The sequence below is a fragment of the Lentilactobacillus laojiaonis genome (assembly GCF_020616595.1).
Lineage (GTDB): Bacteria > Bacillota > Bacilli > Lactobacillales > Lactobacillaceae > Lentilactobacillus > Lentilactobacillus laojiaonis.
In genome coordinates this window covers 42,388-61,184 of record NZ_CP085278.1, presented here as the reverse complement: position 1 = coordinate 61,184, position 18,797 = coordinate 42,388, and the positions used below count along the sequence as shown (strand labels likewise).

At 37.9% G+C, this 18,797-nt stretch carries 14 protein-coding genes and 3 rRNA genes; 4 read left to right on the top strand and 13 right to left on the bottom strand.

What is annotated here, in order from left to right:
- Window positions 1-6: 6 nt before the first annotated feature.
- The 7 genes from LHL71_RS00265 to LHL71_RS00235 form a co-directional block, all read right to left on the bottom strand.
- The gene (locus tag LHL71_RS00265; RefSeq protein WP_227361054.1) at window positions 7-213 is read right to left on the bottom strand and encodes a hypothetical protein; all 207 of its coding nucleotides are present in this window, start codon (window positions 211-213) and stop codon (window positions 7-9) included.
- Between the two features lie 20 nt (window positions 214-233).
- Window positions 234-578, bottom strand: a complete 345-nt coding sequence (locus LHL71_RS00260; protein WP_227361053.1) for a hypothetical protein — start codon at window positions 576-578, stop codon at window positions 234-236.
- A gap of 114 nt (window positions 579-692) precedes the next feature.
- A complete protein-coding gene (locus LHL71_RS00255; protein WP_227361052.1) occupies window positions 693-1,934 on the bottom strand; it encodes a hypothetical protein in 1,242 nt (413 codons plus the stop codon).
- 163 nt (window positions 1,935-2,097) lie between these two features.
- Window positions 2,098-3,336 carry a GW dipeptide domain-containing protein gene (locus LHL71_RS00250; RefSeq protein WP_227361051.1) on the bottom strand — a complete coding sequence of 413 codons (1,239 nt, stop codon included), beginning with the start codon at window positions 3,334-3,336 and terminating at the stop codon, window positions 2,098-2,100.
- Between the two features lie 429 nt (window positions 3,337-3,765).
- Window positions 3,766-3,882: ribosomal RNA gene (gene rrf, locus LHL71_RS00245) — 5S ribosomal RNA — on the bottom strand.
- 81 nt (window positions 3,883-3,963) lie between these two features.
- Window positions 3,964-6,884 (bottom strand): 23S ribosomal RNA (locus tag LHL71_RS00240).
- A 213-nt stretch (window positions 6,885-7,097) separates the two neighbouring features.
- Window positions 7,098-8,670 (bottom strand): 16S ribosomal RNA (locus LHL71_RS00235).
- The 16S, 23S and 5S rRNA genes sit together here, the layout of an rRNA operon.
- A 463-nt stretch (window positions 8,671-9,133) precedes the next feature.
- Between LHL71_RS00235 and LHL71_RS00230 the strand changes: the two genes are divergently transcribed.
- Complete coding sequence (locus LHL71_RS00230) at window positions 9,134-10,312, top strand: acetyl-CoA C-acetyltransferase (protein ID WP_227361050.1); 1,179 nt, start codon at window positions 9,134-9,136, stop codon at window positions 10,310-10,312.
- A gap of 31 nt (window positions 10,313-10,343) precedes the next feature.
- Here the strand turns inward: LHL71_RS00230 and LHL71_RS00225 are convergent, their stop codons facing one another.
- Both LHL71_RS00225 and brnQ read right to left on the bottom strand, forming a co-directional pair.
- Window positions 10,344-12,551 carry a hypothetical protein gene (locus tag LHL71_RS00225; protein ID WP_227361049.1) on the bottom strand — a complete coding sequence of 736 codons (2,208 nt, stop codon included), beginning with the start codon at window positions 12,549-12,551 and terminating at the stop codon, window positions 10,344-10,346.
- A gap of 66 nt (window positions 12,552-12,617) precedes the next feature.
- Window positions 12,618-13,976, bottom strand: a complete 1,359-nt coding sequence (gene brnQ / locus LHL71_RS00220; RefSeq protein WP_227361048.1) for a branched-chain amino acid transport system II carrier protein — start codon at window positions 13,974-13,976, stop codon at window positions 12,618-12,620.
- A gap of 183 nt (window positions 13,977-14,159) precedes the next feature.
- On the opposite strand from brnQ, the gene LHL71_RS00215 reads away from it, so the two are divergent.
- The 3 genes from LHL71_RS00215 (at window position 14,160) to LHL71_RS00205 (ending at window position 15,822) form a co-directional block, all read left to right on the top strand.
- A complete protein-coding gene (locus LHL71_RS00215) occupies window positions 14,160-14,693 on the top strand; it encodes a GNAT family N-acetyltransferase (protein WP_227361047.1) in 534 nt (177 codons plus the stop codon).
- Window positions 14,694-14,733: 40 nt separating this feature from the next.
- Entirely contained in the window at window positions 14,734-14,922 is a 189-nt protein-coding gene (locus tag LHL71_RS00210; RefSeq protein WP_227361045.1) for a hypothetical protein, read from the top strand.
- A gap of 99 nt (window positions 14,923-15,021) precedes the next feature.
- Window positions 15,022-15,822: an alpha/beta hydrolase fold domain-containing protein gene (locus LHL71_RS00205; RefSeq protein WP_227361044.1), complete on the top strand. Its 801-nt coding sequence runs from the start codon at window positions 15,022-15,024 to the stop codon at window positions 15,820-15,822.
- A gap of 32 nt (window positions 15,823-15,854) precedes the next feature.
- Here the strand turns inward: LHL71_RS00205 and LHL71_RS00200 are convergent, their stop codons facing one another.
- Genes LHL71_RS00200 through LHL71_RS00185 form a run of 4 tightly spaced genes read right to left on the bottom strand, consistent with a single transcriptional unit; the run spans window position 15,855 to window position 18,726 of the window.
- Window positions 15,855-16,595, bottom strand: coding sequence for an amino acid ABC transporter ATP-binding protein (locus LHL71_RS00200; RefSeq protein WP_227361043.1), 741 nt, complete (start codon window positions 16,593-16,595; stop codon window positions 15,855-15,857).
- Window positions 16,595-17,290, bottom strand: coding sequence for an amino acid ABC transporter permease (locus LHL71_RS00195; protein WP_227361042.1), 696 nt, complete (start codon window positions 17,288-17,290; stop codon window positions 16,595-16,597). The genes LHL71_RS00200 and LHL71_RS00195 overlap by 1 nt, the downstream gene beginning before the upstream one ends.
- A 17-nt stretch (window positions 17,291-17,307) precedes the next feature.
- A complete protein-coding gene (locus tag LHL71_RS00190; RefSeq protein WP_227361040.1) occupies window positions 17,308-18,120 on the bottom strand; it encodes a transporter substrate-binding domain-containing protein in 813 nt (270 codons plus the stop codon).
- 21 nt (window positions 18,121-18,141) lie between these two features.
- Complete coding sequence (locus tag LHL71_RS00185) at window positions 18,142-18,726, bottom strand: L,D-transpeptidase (protein WP_227361038.1); 585 nt, start codon at window positions 18,724-18,726, stop codon at window positions 18,142-18,144.
- Window positions 18,727-18,797 lie beyond the last annotated feature (71 nt).

Sequence of the window (18,797 nt, the reverse complement as noted above, 5' to 3'; positions counted from 1 at the left end):
CAATTTTTATTCATAATATAGACCACTTAATTTACGACTAGTCTCCTGCTTAATGGACCTAGGAGTATGGCCTTGATTATATAATTTATCAGTTTGAATTACCGCTTGAATTTGAGCCACGTCTTTAGGTGTTTTAATGGAAGCCACTGCTTGATTAATTAATAATTGTTCTACCGTAATTTCACTTTCTGCAAGGATTACTGGTTTTACCATAATTATTCCCCCTATTCAACTTAATTTCCCACTTCAATATTAGTATATTGTTGCTGATACCAAGCTTCCCAAGAGCCCGCTTGGGGATTACCGTTAGAATCATACTTAACATCCATAGTGACAATAATTTTATTAAATTGTGTGCCCATTTTCTCATGCAATAAGGTAATCAATTCTTCCGGTTGCATGCCATAATTTTGAGAAATCACGTTATTAATATCAGCCATATTGTAATCAACGGGATAGGCTGAAATTATTTCTAAACTACCTTCTAAATAGTGCTTTACATAGAAACTAATAAAGTCTAAAGTCACCGTGTTTTTAGTATCAGCATCTAAAAGGTCAAAAGTAAGTTCGTCAGCCACTATAACACTTCCTTTTTTATTTATTAGGATCTCTTTAATTATGACATGTTTTTTAAATAAAGTTAAATATTTACTCCCAAACAAAAAAGCCAATTCTTTGAATTGGCTTTTTTATTAAAATTCATTAGTTGCAATTAAATCAATAATTTCACGAATTAAATCGTTACTAATCACAATAGAATAATATCCGTCTTCGTTTTTAGTTTGATCATCAATAATGCTTTGTTCAGGAGCCTTAACATAGATAAAGCTTGGTTCAATGGTATATGATAAACGAATGTTATCACCATAATGAACTACACTTGGTAAGGCATCGGTATCTAGATTAAATTTCATAAATAATCCGGTTGTGTCTAAGTTATCTAAAATACCGCCACCAATTCTAGGAATTAAGGTAGGTGTAATCTTCATATAAACTGATGCTAAGCCATCTTTAGTAAGCGTGTTAACTAAATCATCCTTAGCTAATACATCGGATTTATTTCCTTTCACATCGGTATCTCGATTGAAGGTATTTACGGCGTTAGTAAAATTAACATTAGAATTAAATAATAGGCTCAAACCACTAGTATTTGAAATAAAGTTAGTCGTTTTTTGACCAGCTACGTCGTAATTTGAATAATTAAAGACCATGCTGACAGTAGTCTGGTTAACTCCCGTCGATTTATAAGCTTTAAGCCCTTTTGCATTAATCCAACCATTTACTTCAGAATGCTCTGAGTCGGTTACATAGACCCAACGATCGCCTTCACGAGTACGTGTAGCTGCCTTAGTAATTTTTAATTTATCATTAGCAAAATCAGTAGTATCGGTTACCTGACGGCCAATTTTATATTGAGTGTACATTGGTGATTTATATGTAACGGCAGTACCATCATTTTGGATACCGGGATTATTAAATACATAGGTTTGTTTGCTTTCAGTAGATGATGGATTACTAAAAACAGTTGTGGTAAATGGTTTTAATCCACCACTAAATTTATTTACTGCTTTACCACCATAGACCCAGCCACGATATTGTCCATCAAAACTAACTACTTTATAGTAGATTGATCCACGATTAGTTTTAGTATATCCATAAGCGCGGAAATTATTTTTACTATTTGTAGAAGCAGCTAATATTGATAATGTAGCCTTTGAAATCACTACTTCTTTTTTACCTGATAAAGTTGCCGGTTTATTATAAACGGCATTATTTCCTGTAAAAGTTACATTACGGTTGTTAGGATTGCTATTTAAAGCGTGAAAGCCATTTGAAGTAACTTTAGCAGCATTAGCATTGATTTGCTCGGCAGCTAAAGTAAATCCTAAAACAGCTGATCCCATAATTAAGGTGCTCATTAAATTTGATTTCATAATACAATTCTCCCATAGAATTTTTTAATTACATTTTGAACATAATAAGCATACCATTAAATTATGGTTATTGTAAATGCCATTAACTATTACCCAATAAAAAAAGGATTAACTTTTCAGTTAATCCTTTTTTATTAATTACTGTTAACTAGTTCTAATTAGATTAGAATTCGTTAGTAGCAATTCTGTTGATGATGTCAGCAATAATGTCATTGCTTACAGTGATTGGGTAGTAACCATCAGCGTTTTGGGTCTTATCATCGATAAGAGTTTGTTTTGCTGATTTAACGTATACTACACTAGGTTCAATAGTGTATGATAGACGTAGTTTGTCACCGTAGTGAACATTGTTTGGAAGATCATCAGTGTCTAAGTTAAATTTCATGAATACACCAGTAGAATCTAAGTTATCAACGATTCCGCCACCTAAACGTGGGATTAATGTTGGTGTAATCTTCATGTAAACAGTCTTAAGACCATCTTTTTCAAGAGTTGAAACTAACTTGCTCTTAGGAAGAACATCGTTCTTGTTACCTTTAACAGCAGTATCGCGGTTGAAAGTATTTACGGAATTAGTGAAGTTTACGTTTGAGTTGAATAATAGACGTAAGCCACTGATGTTTGAAATAGCGTTAGTATTCTTTTGACCTGCTTGGTCGTAGTTTGAGTAGTTAAAGACCATACTTACAGTAGTTTGGTTTACACCTTCTGAGTTGTAAGCTTTAAGTCCTGATGCTTTAATCCAACCGTTAACGTTTGAATTGTCTGCATCTTCAACGTATACCCAACGATCGCCTTCGCGAGTACGAGTTGCAGCTTTAGTAACTTTTAATTTGTCTTTTGCGTAATCGGTTGAATCCATAATCTTACGACCTAATTTGTATTGAGTGTACATAGGTGCAGCGTAAGTTAATTCTTCACCGTTGTTTTCTTTACCTGGAGTTTTGAAAACATAAGTAGTTGATTTTTCATCTGAAGTTAAACTTGCATCTTTAGTAGTTGCAAATGATTTAACACCACCGGCATATTTGTTTAAAGTTTTACCACCGTAAACATAACCACGGTATGAACCATCCATGTTTACAACTTTGTAGTAAACTGATCCACGGCTAGTTTCAGTATAACCGTATGCACGGAAGTTTGCTTTTGCACTATTAGTTGATGAAGCTAATTTTGCAGCAGTAGTAGTTGAAACAACAGTTTTGGCACCTTTGATAGTACCTGGTTTGTTGTAAATTGCGTTTGCTCCAGTAAGTGACACGTTACGTGATGATGCTGGAGTTGTTAAATTGTGGAAACCATTTGAAGTAGTAGCGGCATCTGCGTTAACAGAACCAGCAGCTGCAACAAATCCTAATGCTGCTAAACCAATAAATAATGAATTCTTTAAACTAGATTTCATTGTAATAAATCCCCCTATAATATATATTTGATCTCATATTATACAAATAATACAAGGATCAATATTCAAATATTTTTTTGAACATCATTAATATACATCTACTATTTATATTTTACAAATAAAGTGACTCGGAATTTTGCATATATATCTATGTATAATATAAACCCCTTAATCTAAGTATTTCATAATAAAATAATTAGACATATAATTCCCCATATGAATATTCATATAATATGAAATTCAATTTTCTAAAGTCTTAATTCTTTAGAACACTTTATAGTATATCTCTATTACTTTTCTATAGCAAGCAAAATAACTTAAATATAGATATTTTTCGTATATATAACATATTATCAATCAATTCACAATAATTGCTAAACAAAAAGAGATCTCGCTAGCATATGCTAACAAGACCTCTTTTTATGATTGGCATGGCAACTTCCTACCCTCGCAGGGGGCGATCCCCCAACTACTATCGGCGTTCAGAAGCTTAACTACTGTGTTCGGCATGGGAACAGGTGTATCCTTCTGGCTATCGCCACCACACTATATATCTAGAAAGAACTTCGTTCTCTCAAAACTAGCTAATATTAATTTTTCCGCATTGAGAACACCAAATCAACTCTATTGGTTAAGTCCTCGACCGATTAGTATTGGTCCGCTCCACGTATCACTACGCTTCCACTTCCAACCTATCTACCTGATCATCTCTCAGGGGTCTTACTTCCATAAAGGAATGGGAAATCTCATCTTGAGGCGAGTTTCACACTTAGATGCTTTCAGCGTTTATCTCATCCATACATAGCTACCCAGCGATGCTCCTGGCGGAACAACTGGTACACCAGCGGTATGTCCATTCCGGTCCTCTCGTACTAGGAACAGCTCCTCTCAAATTTCCTGCGCCCGCGACGGATAGGGACCGAACTGTCTCACGACGTTCTGAACCCAGCTCGCGTACCGCTTTAATGGGCGAACAGCCCAACCCTTGGGACCGACTACAGCCCCAGGATGCGATGAGCCGACATCGAGGTGCCAAACCTCCCCGTCGATGTGGACTCTTGGGGGAGATAAGCCTGTTATCCCCAGGGTAGCTTTTATCCGTTGAGCGATGGCCCTTCCATACGGTACCACCGGATCACTAAGCCCGACTTTCGTCCCTGCTCGACCTGTCTGTCTCGCAGTCAAGCTCCCTTCTGCCTTTACACTCTGCGAATGATTTCCAACCATTCTGAGGGAACCTTTGGGCGCCTCCGTTACTATTTGGGAGGCGACCGCCCCAGTCAAACTGCCCACCTGACACTGTCTCCCACCACGCTAAGTGGTGCGGGTTAGAGTGTTCACACAGCTAGGGTAGTATCCCACCAACGCCTCCACCGAGACTAGCGTCCCGGCTTCAATGGCTCCTACCTATCCTGTACAAGCTGTATCAACACCCAATATCAAGCTACAGTAAAGCTCCATGGGGTCTTTCCGTCCTGTCGCGGGTAACCTGCTTCTTCACAGGTATCTTAATTTCACCGAGTCTCTCGTTGAGACAGTGCCCAGATCGTTACGCCTTTCGTGCGGGTCGGAACTTACCCGACAAGGAATTTCGCTACCTTAGGACCGTTATAGTTACGGCCGCCGTTTACTGGGGCTTCATTTCTGGGCTTCGCATTAAATGCTAACTCATCCACTTAACCTTCCAGCACCGGGCAGGCGTCAGCCCCTATACGTCATCTTACGATTTTGCAGAAACCTGTGTTTTTGATAAACAGTCGCCTGGGCCTCTTCACTGCGGCTGTCCTTGCGGACAGCACCCCTTCTTCCGAAGTTACGGGGTCATTTTGCCGAGTTCCTTAACGAGAGTTCACTCGCTCACCTTAGGATACTCTCCTCGACTACCTGTGTCGGTTTGCGGTACGGGTAGTTAATCACTAACTAGAAGCTTTTCTCGGCAGTGTGACGTCAATTGCTTCCCTACTTTATTTCGGTCCTCATCACAACTTGTCAACCCGGTTAAAAGCATTTGACTCTTAACCTGACTTATTGCTTGAACACACATTTCCAGCCGTGTGCACAATTTAGCCTCCTGCGTCCCTCCATCGCTCAAACATGATTAACTAGTACAGGAATCTCAACCTGTTGTCCATCGCCTACGCCTCTTGGCCTCGGCTTAGGTCCCGACTTACCCTGGGAGGACGAGCCTTCCCCAGGAAACCTTAGTCGTTCGGTGGATCAGATTCTCACTGATCTTTCGCTACTCATACCGGCATTCTCACTTCTAAGCGCTCCACTAGTCCTTACGGTCTAGCTTCATTGCCCTTAGAACGCTCTCCTATCACATGAACAAAGTTCATGTCCACAGTCTCGGTAATATGCTTAGCCCCGGTAAATTTTCGGCGCGGAATCACTCGACTAGTGAGCTATTACGCACTCTTTAAATGGTGGCTGCTTCTGAGCCAACATCCTAGTTGTCTAAGCAACTCCACATCCTTTTCCACTTAGCATATATTTAGGGACCTTAACTGGTGGTCTGGGCTGTTCCCCTTTCGACGATGGATCTTATCACTCACCGTCTGACTCCCGGACATAAATCAATGGTATTCGGAGTTTATCTGAGCTCAGTAATCCATGACGGACCCCTTACCCAAACAGTGGCTCTACCTCCATGATTCTAATTCCGAGGCTAGCCCTAAAGCTATTTCGGAGAGAACCAGCTATCTCCAAGTTCGTTTGGAATTTCACCGCTACCCACACCTCATCCCAGCACTTTTCAACGTACACGGGTTCGGCCCTCCAGTGCGTTTTACCGCACCTTCAGCCTGGACATGGGTAGATCACCTGGTTTCGGGTCTACAGCAACATACTTATTCGCCCTATTAAGACTCGCTTTCGCTGCGGCTCCGGCTTTTCACCTTAACCTTGCATGTTACCGTAACTCGCCGGTTCATTCTACAAAAGGCACGCTATCACCCATTAACGGGCTCTAACTGCTTGTAGGCACATGGTTTCAGGAACTATTTCACTCCCCTTCCGGGGTGCTTTTCACCTTTCCCTCACGGTACTGGTTCACTATCGGTCACTAGGGAGTATTTAGCCTTGGGAGATGGTCCTCCCGGATTCCGACGGAGTTTCACGTGTTCCGCCGTACTCAGGATCCTGAACTGAGAGTTATCGATTTCGCCTACAAGGCTATCACTTTCTTTGGCCAACCTTCCCAGGTTGTTCAGCTATCAATAACTTTGGTAACTCAAATGTTCAGTCCTACAACCCCAATGAGCAAGCTCATTGGTTTGGGCTGTTCCCCGTTCGCTCGCCGCTACTTAGGGAATCGAATTTTCTTTCTCTTCCTGTGGGTACTTAGATGTTTCAGTTCCCCACGTCTACCTCTACTTAACTATGTATTCATTAAGTAGTAACAATCGACTAAGATTGCTGGGTTTCCCCATTCGGAAATCTCCGGATCAAAGCTTACGTACAGCTCCCCGAAGCATATCGGTGTTAGTTCCGTCCTTCATCGGCTCCTAGTGCCAAGGCATCCACCATGCGCCCTTTATAACTTAACCTCACAACCTACGGTTGTGCATTAGTTATTGAGTATTTGCGATTTTTTCTTGTTAAAAACTCAAAATTACGCGGTGTTCTCGGTTTAATTATATTTATTATAATTACTACAGAAAAATTAATATTATCTAGTTTTCAAAGAACCAAGTTTGAGAGTAGACCTCTCAAAACTAAACAAAGTTTCGATTAATGTGCAGGCTTCCTTTATTCCTTAGAAAGGAGGTGATCCAGCCGCAGGTTCTCCTACGGCTACCTTGTTACGACTTCACCCTAATCATCTGTCCCACCTTAGGCGGCTGGCCCCAAAAGGTTACCTCACCGACTTTGGGTGTTACAAACTCTCATGGTGTGACGGGCGGTGTGTACAAGGCCCGGGAACGTATTCACCGTGGCATGCTGATCCACGATTACTAGCGATTCCGACTTCATGCAGGCGAGTTGCAGCCTGCAATCCGAACTGAGAACGGCTTTAAGAGATTAGCTTAGCCTCGCGACTTCGCGACTCGTTGTACCGTCCATTGTAGCACGTGTGTAGCCCAGGTCATAAGGGGCATGATGACTTGACGTCATCCCCACCTTCCTCCGGTTTGTCACCGGCAGTCTTGCTAGAGTGCCCAACTAAATGCTGGCAACTAACAATAAGGGTTGCGCTCGTTGCGGGACTTAACCCAACATCTCACGACACGAGCTGACGACAGCCATGCACCACCTGTCATTCTGTCCCCGAAGGGAACGCCTCATCTCTGAGGTTGGCAGAAGATGTCAAGACCTGGTAAGGTTCTTCGCGTTGCATCGAATTAAACCACATGCTCCACCGCTTGTGCGGGCCCCCGTCAATTCCTTTGAGTTTCAACCTTGCGGTCGTACTCCCCAGGCGGAGTGCTTAATGCGTTAGCTGCAGCACTGAAGGGCGGAAACCCTCCAACACTTAGCACTCATCGTTTACGGCATGGACTACCAGGGTATCTAATCCTGTTCGCTACCCATGCTTTCGAGCCTCAGCGTCAGTTACAGACCAGACAGCCGCCTTCGCCACTGGTGTTCTTCCATATATCTACGCATTTCACCGCTACACATGGAGTTCCACTGTCCTCTTCTGCACTCAAGTCTCCCAGTTTCCGATGCACTTCTTCGGTTAAGCCGAAGGCTTTCACATCAGACTTAAAAAACCGCCTGCGCTCGCTTTACGCCCAATAAATCCGGACAACGCTTGCCACCTACGTATTACCGCGGCTGCTGGCACGTAGTTAGCCGTGGCTTTCTGGTTGGATACCGTCAAAGCATGATCAGTTACTATCACACCTGTTCTTCTCCAACAACAGAGTTTTACGAGCCGAAACCCTTCTTCACTCACGCGGCGTTGCTCCATCAGACTTTCGTCCATTGTGGAAGATTCCCTACTGCTGCCTCCCGTAGGAGTTTGGGCCGTGTCTCAGTCCCAATGTGGCCGATTACCCTCTCAGGTCGGCTACGCATCATTGCCTTGGTGGGCTATTATCTCACCAACTAGCTAATGCGCCGCGGGTCCATCCTAAAGTGGTAGCAAAACCACCTTTTAAACCGAAACCATGCGGTTTCAGTTGTTATACGGTATTAGCACCTGTTTCCAAGTGTTATCCCCTGCTTTAGGGTAGGTTACCCACGTGTTACTCACCAGTTCGCCACTCGTCCCAATGTTTAAAACGCTCGGTGCAAGCACCAATTGTTTTAAACGAGGACGCGTTCGACTTGCATGTATTAGGCACGCCGCCAGCGTTCGTCCTGAGCCAGGATCAAACTCTCATTTTAAAAATGATTAAGCTTGTAAGCTCATTTTGTTGTTCTATTTACTAGCGAATTGACTTCGCAAATGTTTTGGTCATAAACCGAAATGATTTATGACGCCCTGCACATTTGTTTAATCGAAACTTTGTTCAGTTTTCAAAGATCTACTGTTTCAAAATTAATTGGTATATTTAATTTTGAAGTTCGTTTGCTTTTCTCTCAAGCAACATAAATTATTATATATCATGTATTTTAGAAAGTCAACAACTTTTTAAAATTAATTTATTTAATAATTGGTATACATTTGCTTGCTCATCAGCAACAGGTAATATCTTACCAAGATTAATAAGCTAGGTCAACACTTTTTTGCATTTATTTTTATTTTCTATTAATATTTATAAAGTTGTTGTTAAGTTATTACAATAAATGTACTGGTATTACTAGTTTTAGCGTATACTAACGAAAATTAATTTAAAGGGGTAATCATTTGGAAGAAATTGTAATTATTGATGCTCTTAGAACTCCGATCGGTAAAATTGGCGGTAATCTAGCTAGTTTTTCCGCCGTGGAATTGGGCACCATCGTAACTAAAGAATTAATTCAAAAAAATAACGTTGATCCCAATCTGATCGACCAAGTTATTTTTGGTAATGTTTTACAAGCCGGCAATGGGCAAAATGTTGCTCGCCAAATTCAAATCAATTCGAACATCCCTGTAAATAAAACCGCCTCAACAATTAATCAAGTTTGTGGTTCAGGCTTAAAAGCTATTCAATTAGCTCGAATGAATTTACTATTAGGTGAAGCTAACTTAATTATTGCTGGTGGTACAGAGAGCATGACCAACGCTCCCTACATTAACCGTAACCAACGTTTAGGTAACAAGTATGGTAAGTTTACTATAGAAGATAGTTTAGAAACTGATGGATTGATTGATGCTTTTTCTGGTCAACCAATGGGAGTTACTGCTGAAAATGTTGCTCAACAATATCAAGTAACTCGAAGCCAGCAGGATACTTTCGCACTAAACTCCCACCAAAAAGCTAATAGTGCCACTTTACAAAATCAATTTAAGGATGAAATTATTCCTATTACTATTAAATCTAAGCATGGTGAGAGCGTAATTGATACTGATGAAACAATTCGTCCAGATACTAGTTTAGAAAAACTAGCTAATTTAAAAACCATTTTTAAAGCTGATGGAACCGTAACACCTGGTAATTCTGCTCCACTGAATGACGGTGCTTCCGCTATGATCATGACTACTAAATCATTTGCTGAAAAACATGGTTTAATTCCCATCGCAACTCTTGGTAGTTATGTTGAGACTGGAATTGATCCTAGTATTATGGGATATGCACCTTACTATGCTATCAATCAATTACTTGATAAAATTGACCAACCGCTTACTAATTTTGATCTATTTGAAATTAACGAAGCTTTTGCCTCACAGTCAGTGGCCGTTACTCGGGATCTAAAAATTCCTGAAAATAAAGTTAACATCCATGGAGGCGCAATTGCTTTGGGACATCCACTCGGCGCCTCAGGAGCTAGAATTGTTACCACCCTAATTCATAATCTTAAACAAACTAATCAACATACTGGTATTGCCGCCCTTTGCATTGGTGGAGGTATGGGAATGGCCTTAAATTTAGAAATTATCTAAAAAAAGAGAATCGATTAATCGATTCTCTTTTTTATATTTTATTAACCAAAGTATAAAAAATACCATTGGCAGTTTGTAAATAACGATTTGATTTTTCTTTTAAAATTTCCGTTGTTTTAGTAACTGGTAAAATATCCTGTTCGACTGCTTGATTAACATAAGGTTGTACCGAATCTAATAATAGTTGGGCTTCTTCCGCAGCTTGCTTAGCCAATTTAATTTGTTGATTTAAATCCGCCTTAGCTGTGTTAAAATCTGCTAACATCGTTTGATGATCCGTAGACAAATTGCTAACCATATCAGCTATATTAGTAATATTTTCTACATTAGCCGCAGTTAATTTCATAGTTTGCTTAATTTGACCGGTTAATATATCACTTAAACTTGCTTTAGTGATTAATGGATCACTACTTACATTAGCACTTACATGATCATGACGAATTTCTTGTAACAAGTCTTCTACTACCTTAGGATTATTTCCATTAGCTACTTCACCACGATTATCAAGTTTAACTAATTGATCGTTAGGTAATTGATCTGCTACCGAGCTTTGATATAACCAATAATAAACATAACGCGTGGTTTTTGAAACCTTCTTATAATTAGTGCCCCTAATTCGTTTAAGGCGAGGATCAGTTTGCATTAAATGTTCAAACTCACTAAAGGAGTTGGCAAATACTCCCGCCTGATAGTCATCATGGCCTTTCGTTACTAAGCCCACTACCTGATCTATATCAAATCGAGCAGCTTGGTTAGCAATATCGGCAACCGTGACATCTTCACCGTCCAATTTAGGTGCCAAAGCATCCCGTTTAGTTTGATAGTTGCCGGCTTTAATTTCACTTAATAATCGGTTTCGTTCCATAGTAAATTCTGCCAAAATTGGCGTTAACATTTTTTTGAATAGTAAACGATAGGTTAAATCTAAGGCCCCATAGTAAACTGGCATCGGGTTACTCATATCATCAAAAATAACGTTATTATTTTTATCAAGGATAAAGCTAAATTTTCGGCGATAGTCCCAATGAACTTCTTCATGTTTACTATCTCGGGCATGACTGAGATCTAAAATTGGCAAGCGTTTAGCGGCTTGATTAATTTTACTAGGTATACAAATGCGATCAAATAATTCTTCAATATTATTATTCACTGAGGTAAAAACTTCATCATAATCAGTTGAAGTGGTAATTGGCATCCCCAACATATTACGATCAAATTGATACAAATCGTTGTATACAAAATGATATAAGCCGGCTTCACCAATAGCATTAATTACCTTAGGAATCATATTATTAGCAAAGTGTTCAATCGAACGCGATAAAGTCATATCTTCTAATTGAATAAATTTAGCAACCTCACTATTAATTCGATTAGTATAATCTACTCCGTGATAAGTAATATTTTTCATTAAGGGTTGCTGTAAACTTGGAACTAAGTATTTCGATAAAAAGCCATTGTCTAAACTACTACGAACATTGGTAAAGATTCGGCGATTATCTTCATTAGTTTTTAAGACATCGGAACTCTTCAAAAATTTATTCGGCGTGCGTCCTTGCATATAGTTTTCGGTTTGTTTAAACCACGCATTAGTTAAATCTATTTGATCATTTTTGGTTAAATTATTGAGTTGATTATTAATATCAAAAATTATACCGCTAAGGCCATCACCCTTAGGTCCAGAAATGGCTACGACAAATTGATAAACCGCCGTCAAATAACCTAATTGAAATTGTTGCTGATTATCACTATTTTCTAATTGATAAGAGTAAGCTTTTCCAGCAGCCCGATTAATAATTTCAGAACTACTCTCACCAGCTGACCATAACGTCATAAAATATAATTGATCAAAATTAGCATCCTCTAAATCTAATATGGCTGTTCCGTAGCCCATTTGGATATCCTTAGATTTAGTCATTTCATCTTTAGAGGCTAGCTTAGTCTTAAATTTATTTAAGTAAGGCTGACGCTCATATCGATTTTGCTCGGAATAAATTGCATTTTTAGCAAACGTAGCTTCACCAATTAGCTTGGCAAAAAAACGATAAAATTTAAATTTAAAGGGTTCATGCTTGTTGGTTTTATTTTTGGGATTTTTTTTGGGTTTTTTACTCTGGTTAATTTCACTTGGGTTCGTAGTTTGATTAGTATCATTATCATTAGAAAACATCATCACTTGTGGACGATCTAGTTGATCTCCTAATGTAACTACGCTTTCATTCATATCTTTTTCCCCTACCATCGTTAAACCTCCTATTATATTAACTTTAATTTATAGTACCATTCCACTAACTAGAATTATATTTTTCTAAGAAACCTTAAGTAATTTTGAAATAATTTTAGAAATTATCAAACTTAAAACAAAACCAATCAACGCTGGAATTACCCAAGCCATCCCCACATTAGCTAATGGTAAATGGTTGATCAGATTTAAATATTGCTTAATCCAGCCAATTTGTTGCATTTGTGCTGGTAATTCTCTTAATCCACAAGCCACCGCTGGTAAAAAGGTAAAACCTAACGTAACTTTATAGATTAATGGATTATGTTGAACTAGCGGATTTAAAAAGGCCAACATAATAATTACTAAGGCGAAGGGGTAAATAAACATTAATAGCGGACTAGTAATAATAGTAATTTTAGTTAGTCCAAAAAGAGCTAATAACATGCTAATTACACAGGCTAACGCTAAAAATATTGGATAAGAAACTTTTGGCAACATTTCATTAAATCCATCGGCGACTGCTGAAGAAATCCCAATAGCCGTTTTCAGACAAGCTAGAATCACGATTAACATCAATAAAATTAAACCTAGCGTGCCAAATAAATGTTTAGCCACAGCTACTAAAATAATACCACCATTAGCTGCTCGGGAAGTATAATTTACACTCATCGCGCCTACTAATGTTAGTAGGCCATATAAAGCGGCCATTAATGCCATGGCAAAAAATCCGGCTTTGACGGTATCAATGGCGATTTGTTTAGGCTTCGCTACTCCTAAATCTTTTAAAGCACTAATCGCAAGGGAACCAAATAAAATTGAGACCCCGGCATCGACCGTATTATACCCTTCTAAGAATCCAGACAAAAATGCATTATGCTGATAGGCGGCCGTGGCTGGTAAGTTACCGATATGTACTGGCGTTTTAATTAGGGCAAAGATAATTAGTATTAATAGTAGAACTAAAAAAGTAGGCGTTAAATATTTGCCAATGTAGTCCACTAATTTAGTAGGCTTAAGAGCTAGTAAAAAGACAATCAAAAAGAATCCTACCGAAAATATTAACCGAGCGATAAAATAATGTTTCGGTTGAATAAAGGCCGAAATGCCCAATTCAAACGAAGTGGTGGCTAATCTAGGTAAAATTAAAGCCGGACCGATGACTAATAGCATGACAATATTAAAAAAGTACGCAAATAATTTACCACCTGGACTGGCAATATCTAATACATTGTTACTTTTAGTTAAACTAAGACCTAAAAGTCCCATTAATGAAAAACCAACGGCCGATAAAATAAATCCCAGGGTTGCCTCAAGCGTTTGACTACCGGCTTGTTGGCCTAAAAGTACTGGAAAGATGAGATTTCCAGCGCCGAAAAAAATTCCAAATAACATGGAACTAAGTGATAGATAATCACTTCTAGTTAGTTTATTGATAACTTTCACCTCAAAATGTTATATACTTTATTTAAGTTCATAAATTTGCTCAATATTAAAATTCCTTTTTTATAATACTTGCTTTTAAACCTTTTTCCAAATGTTATTTAAAATTTGGTTGCGGATCGGCAATTTATGAATTATAATTTTCTTCTATGTTAAATTATAAGAAAAACAAAGGATGTGAATTTTATGGCTGCGACTTACGTAAGACAAGCTACTAATGAAGACCTCCCAGCAATTAAAAAAATAATTCAAGAGGCTATCGATTATTTGCACGAACAAGGAATCGACCAATGGCAAAAAGGGTATCCTGGATATGAGGACCTAGAAAAAGATGTTCGGGATGGGATTTCATATGTCTTAATAGTTGACGATCAAATTGCTGCTACGGCCGCTTTACATCAAGGACTAGATATTAATTATTTAAGCATTCACGATGGTGAATGGGTAAATGGTGTTGAAGGTCGTTATACCGCAATTCACCGAATTGCCATGTCAACTGAATTTAGAGGACAACGTTTATCACAAAAGATGATTAGCGGATTAGTTACCATTTCTGGCGTACTCGGTTATAAAGATATCCGAATTGATACACATCCAGAAAACTTAGGTATGCAACACGTAATTACTACTAATGGCTTTACTAAACGTGGAATTATTTACATGCAAGAAAATGGTCATGAGGAAACTCCTCGTTATGCATATCAACTATTAATTAACTAATTTATCAATAAAAACTAATTATAAGATCGGAGAGATTAACATGGCGGTATCAAACAACGAAGTTAAAACTGCTTTAATAATTATGTATTTAATTGGCATCATTTGCTTAGGAATTACCTTTTTTGTTTTAAAGAAAGTAAATGGACAATTTTTTACCAAATTTTCGATTGGATTAATTAGTGTGATTTTCGTAATGGGAATCATTTTAACCGAATTGTATCAACTCTAGAGCTACCAATAGCTATGGCTATGGTAGCTTTTTTTATAGACAAAAATCCGACTTATTTTGAGCAACCCTAATATAATTATTTTCATAGGGAGGTAGATTATGATGTCAAATATAAAAGTCGAAAAAGATATTGTATATGATGAAAATAATAATTTAAAATTGGATGTTTACCAAGATCCTGCTAATGCTAATCAGCAACGCCGCGCAATTATTGATTTGCACGGTGGAGGTTGGTGGCAAGGTGATAAATCTAAAGATAGTGATTGGGCTAGTGACTTTGTTAATGAAGGATACATTGTTTTCGTAGTCAATTATCGTTTGGCCCCTCAATATCTCTTTCCAACTGCTATCGATGATGTTGTTACGGCCTATAATTGGATTAAAAATTCTAATTATCAATTTGACCATCAAAAAATTGGTGCCATTGGTATGTCAGCTGGGGGAAATTTGGCAGTAGAATTAGCAATCCGCAAAGGCATTCCGATCGCTTCTTGGTCTGGAATTATTGATTTAGATCATTGGATAAATACGCATCCACAAGTGGTTGCTTCCAAAAAAGACGCTCCTAATCCCAACACTGCCAGTACCAACATTGACCAAAGCGGTCAAGATGATCCCTACTACAAATGGTTTGTCTTAAATTATGTCGGTGATAATGAGCAATTATTACAAGAAGCTTCGCCAGTTCATCGAGTTACTAAGGATGCTGGTCCGATGTTTTTAGCTAATTCGCTAAATGAGTTAGTTCCTACTTCGGGAGTTTTAAAACTACAAGCTACTTTAACTGAGCAAATGGTTCCGTCAGTGGCTAAATTAATTGAAGGTAATCGCCATGGAAAAAAATATATGGATGATGCCCTACAACCCACTTTAGATTTTTTTGATGAATATTTAAAATAAAAAAAGAACCTACCAACTGGTAGGTTCTTTTTTTATATAGATAGTGCTGATAAAAATTCTCGGATCCGTTGATTATCTCCATTGAAAAATTCTTCAGTAGGACCATCAAATAAAATTTTTCCATCTTCCAGAAAAATAATTTTGTCAGCCACTAGTCGGGCAAATTGCATGTTATGGGTCACAATAACCATGCCCTTATCTTTTTCAATTTTGGCGATATTTTCTAGAATTCGTAACACTTGGGTTTCCAATTCCGGATCTAAGGCACTAGTAGGTTCATCTAATAATAAATATTCCGGATTCATTGCCAAAGCTCGACAAATTGAAATACGTTGTTGTTGGCCACCGGATAATTGACCGGGATATTGATCCGCAGTGTATCGTAAATCTACTAGATCTAATAATTCGTAGGCCCGTTTAATTGCTTTAGCTTTGTCTTCTTTCAACACGTTAATTGGTGCAGCCGTAATATTTTCTAATACTGTTAAATGCGGAAATAGGTTCCAATTTTGAAAAACCATTCCCGATTTACGGCGAATATTAAAAGTTTCTTTTCTAGAAATTTCCTTACTAAAGTCGACTGCTAAATCATCAATTTTTAATTTTCCTTGATCGGGACGAACTAATAAGTCAATTGATCTAAGTAGGGTTGATTTTCCTGATCCAGAAGGCCCAACTATTACAGAAGTTTGGCTTTTAGGAAATTCTACTGAAACATCATCTAACGCCTTACGTTCCTTATAAAATTTACTAACATGTTCAAATTCAATCATTAATTATCACCCCGCTTAATGTAGCGATTAGCTCGTTTTTCTAGATAACGTTGCAATAAACTCAATAGACTACACAAGATTGCATACAAAACAGCAACGATACCGTACATTAGGAGTGGTTGATAATTTTTAGCGGCAATTTGCTGACTTACCGTAAACATTTCCAAGATGGTAATTGAACTAGCTAAAGAAGTATCTTTAATTAAGCCAATAAATTCATTGGAAAGTGGTGGTAAGGCAATGCGAATAGCTTGCGGAAAAATAATTTTAAACAGCGTTTGACGATTATTAAATCCTAAAGTATAGGCTGCCTCCCATTGATCACGTGGAATAGACAACAAAGCAGCTCGAATATTTTCAGAAGCATATGCTCCCGTATTTAATGAGAAGGTAATCACTGCCGCCGTAAAAGCTGGAATTTCTAGTCCCACACTTGGTAAACCAAAAAATATGATAAATAATTGAACCAATAGTGGGGTTGATCTAAAAATCCAAACATAGAAATAAGCGATTGCTTGGATGACTTTCCAAATTGATTTAATGAATAAATTTCCACTGGGATTGGTCAATTTTATGACTGCGGTAATAACCGCTAAAATTAATCCAAAAGCAAATGAAATTAGCGCCAAGGGAATTGTAAATTTAACTCCAGCGGCAATTAGTTCAGGCAAAGAACTAGTGATAGTTTGCCACATAACTTAATTCCCCTTTATTATTTTTTAGTAATATCAGTACCAAAATACTTTTCAGATAATTTGCTTAAAGTTCCATCTTTAGCTAATTTATCTAAAGCTTTGTTAGTGTCTGATTGTAACTTAGTTGATTTTTTGTTGAAAATTGCTCCTACTTTAAGGGTCGGAATTTGACTAGCTGGAATATCAATAGCTTTTAATTTAGTATTGGCTTTATTATCTTTTTGCCAACTAGCAAAGGCTTCTTTAGAGTTTAAAGTTCCTTGGGCGCGGCCTTCCTCCAATAGTGAAACCGTGTTTTGGAAGTTATCAGAAGGAATAACCTTGGCACCATATTGTTTAGCATATGAACCAAATTCAGTACCCATACTATTAGCAAAAGTCTTACCTTTAATGTCTTTTAGGGATTTAATTGAGCTATCCTTAGGGACGATTAAGACCGTTTTGGAATAGATGTAAGGTTTAGAGAATAGGAATTGTTTTTCACGATCATGAGTCATGGTTACATTATTTAACACAATATCAAATTTACGGGCTGATAAACCAGCAATGAGAGAATCCCATTTGGTTGGTACAATATCCGCTTTTAAATTCATTTCTTTAGCTAAATCTTTGCCAAGTTCAACTTCAAAACCGTTTAATTGACCATTTTGGCGATAAGAATATGGTGCATAAGTACCCTCAAGTCCAATGGTTAAAGTTTTACTGGTCTTTAATTCACTATCTAAACTTTCATTTTTAGAGTTATTGTTTTTACCACAGCCAGTAATCACCAATAAACCGACCAAGCCGGTTAAAACTAGTGCGCCTAATTTTTTGTACTTATTTTTCATAGTCTATCTCTCCTTTATCGATTACTTAATTACTACTTTAGTACCGAATGGAACGTGTTCATTAATCCATTTAGCATCGGGAATAGTTAATCTTACACAACCATGGGAATTAGATTCTTTACCTAATTGATCAGCTTCCTTAACTACATACTTACCATTTTGATCAACGGGAACCGTGTGGAATAGATAAATTCCATGATCTTTAAATGAAGTCCAGTAATTGGCACCTTCTTTAGATTCAGCATTGTAGAAGGTATCCCCGCGTTCCGCTTGAATACTAAAAGTTCCTCGTGGAGTCGAGTTGTTTTTACCAGTAGATGCGTACATAGTATATAAAACTTTATTTTTAGGACTCATTACATACGTACGTTGTTTTTTAATTGAAACGTATAAATAGCGACCATTTTTAGCCGTAATAGTTGGGTAAGGTTTATTTTCGGATGGTTTTCTCCAATTAACTTTGGTAACGGTTTTTTTGACTGGCTTTTTAACTGTCTGAGTAGTAGTAGCTTTAGGTTTTGATTTGGTTGATTCACTAGTGCTTGAACAGCCTACTAACCCCACAGCCATTAAAAGTATAGACAATCCAATAAATGATTTTTTCATATTTCCCTCCCAATTTTAATAGATTCGTAATTTACTTACTTTTTATTATAACTAATCCTAATATAAATTCA

Excerpts from the sequence above, each read along its gene's own strand:
- LHL71_RS00185 (WP_227361038.1), bottom strand. The coding sequence starts at position 18,726 with ATGAAAAAATCATTTATTGGATTGTCTATACTTTTAATGGCTGTGGGG.
- LHL71_RS00225 (WP_227361049.1), bottom strand. The coding sequence starts at position 12,551 with ATGGTAGGGGAAAAAGATATGAATGAAAGCGTAGTTACATTAGGAGAT.
- LHL71_RS00195 (WP_227361042.1), bottom strand. The coding sequence starts at position 17,290 with ATGTGGCAAACTATCACTAGTTCTTTGCCTGAACTAATTGCCGCTGGA.
- LHL71_RS00205 (WP_227361044.1), top strand. The coding sequence starts at position 15,022 with ATGATGTCAAATATAAAAGTCGAAAAAGATATTGTATATGATGAAAAT.
- LHL71_RS00250 (WP_227361051.1), bottom strand. The coding sequence starts at position 3,336 with ATGAAATCTAGTTTAAAGAATTCATTATTTATTGGTTTAGCAGCATTA.
- LHL71_RS00210 (WP_227361045.1), top strand. The coding sequence starts at position 14,734 with ATGGCGGTATCAAACAACGAAGTTAAAACTGCTTTAATAATTATGTAT.
- LHL71_RS00215 (WP_227361047.1), top strand. The coding sequence starts at position 14,160 with ATGGCTGCGACTTACGTAAGACAAGCTACTAATGAAGACCTCCCAGCA.
- LHL71_RS00265 (WP_227361054.1), bottom strand. The coding sequence starts at position 213 with ATGGTAAAACCAGTAATCCTTGCAGAAAGTGAAATTACGGTAGAACAA.
- LHL71_RS00200 (WP_227361043.1), bottom strand. The coding sequence starts at position 16,595 with ATGATTGAATTTGAACATGTTAGTAAATTTTATAAGGAACGTAAGGCG.
- LHL71_RS00255 (WP_227361052.1), bottom strand. The coding sequence starts at position 1,934 with ATGAAATCAAATTTAATGAGCACCTTAATTATGGGATCAGCTGTTTTA.
- LHL71_RS00190 (WP_227361040.1), bottom strand. The coding sequence starts at position 18,120 with ATGAAAAATAAGTACAAAAAATTAGGCGCACTAGTTTTAACCGGCTTG.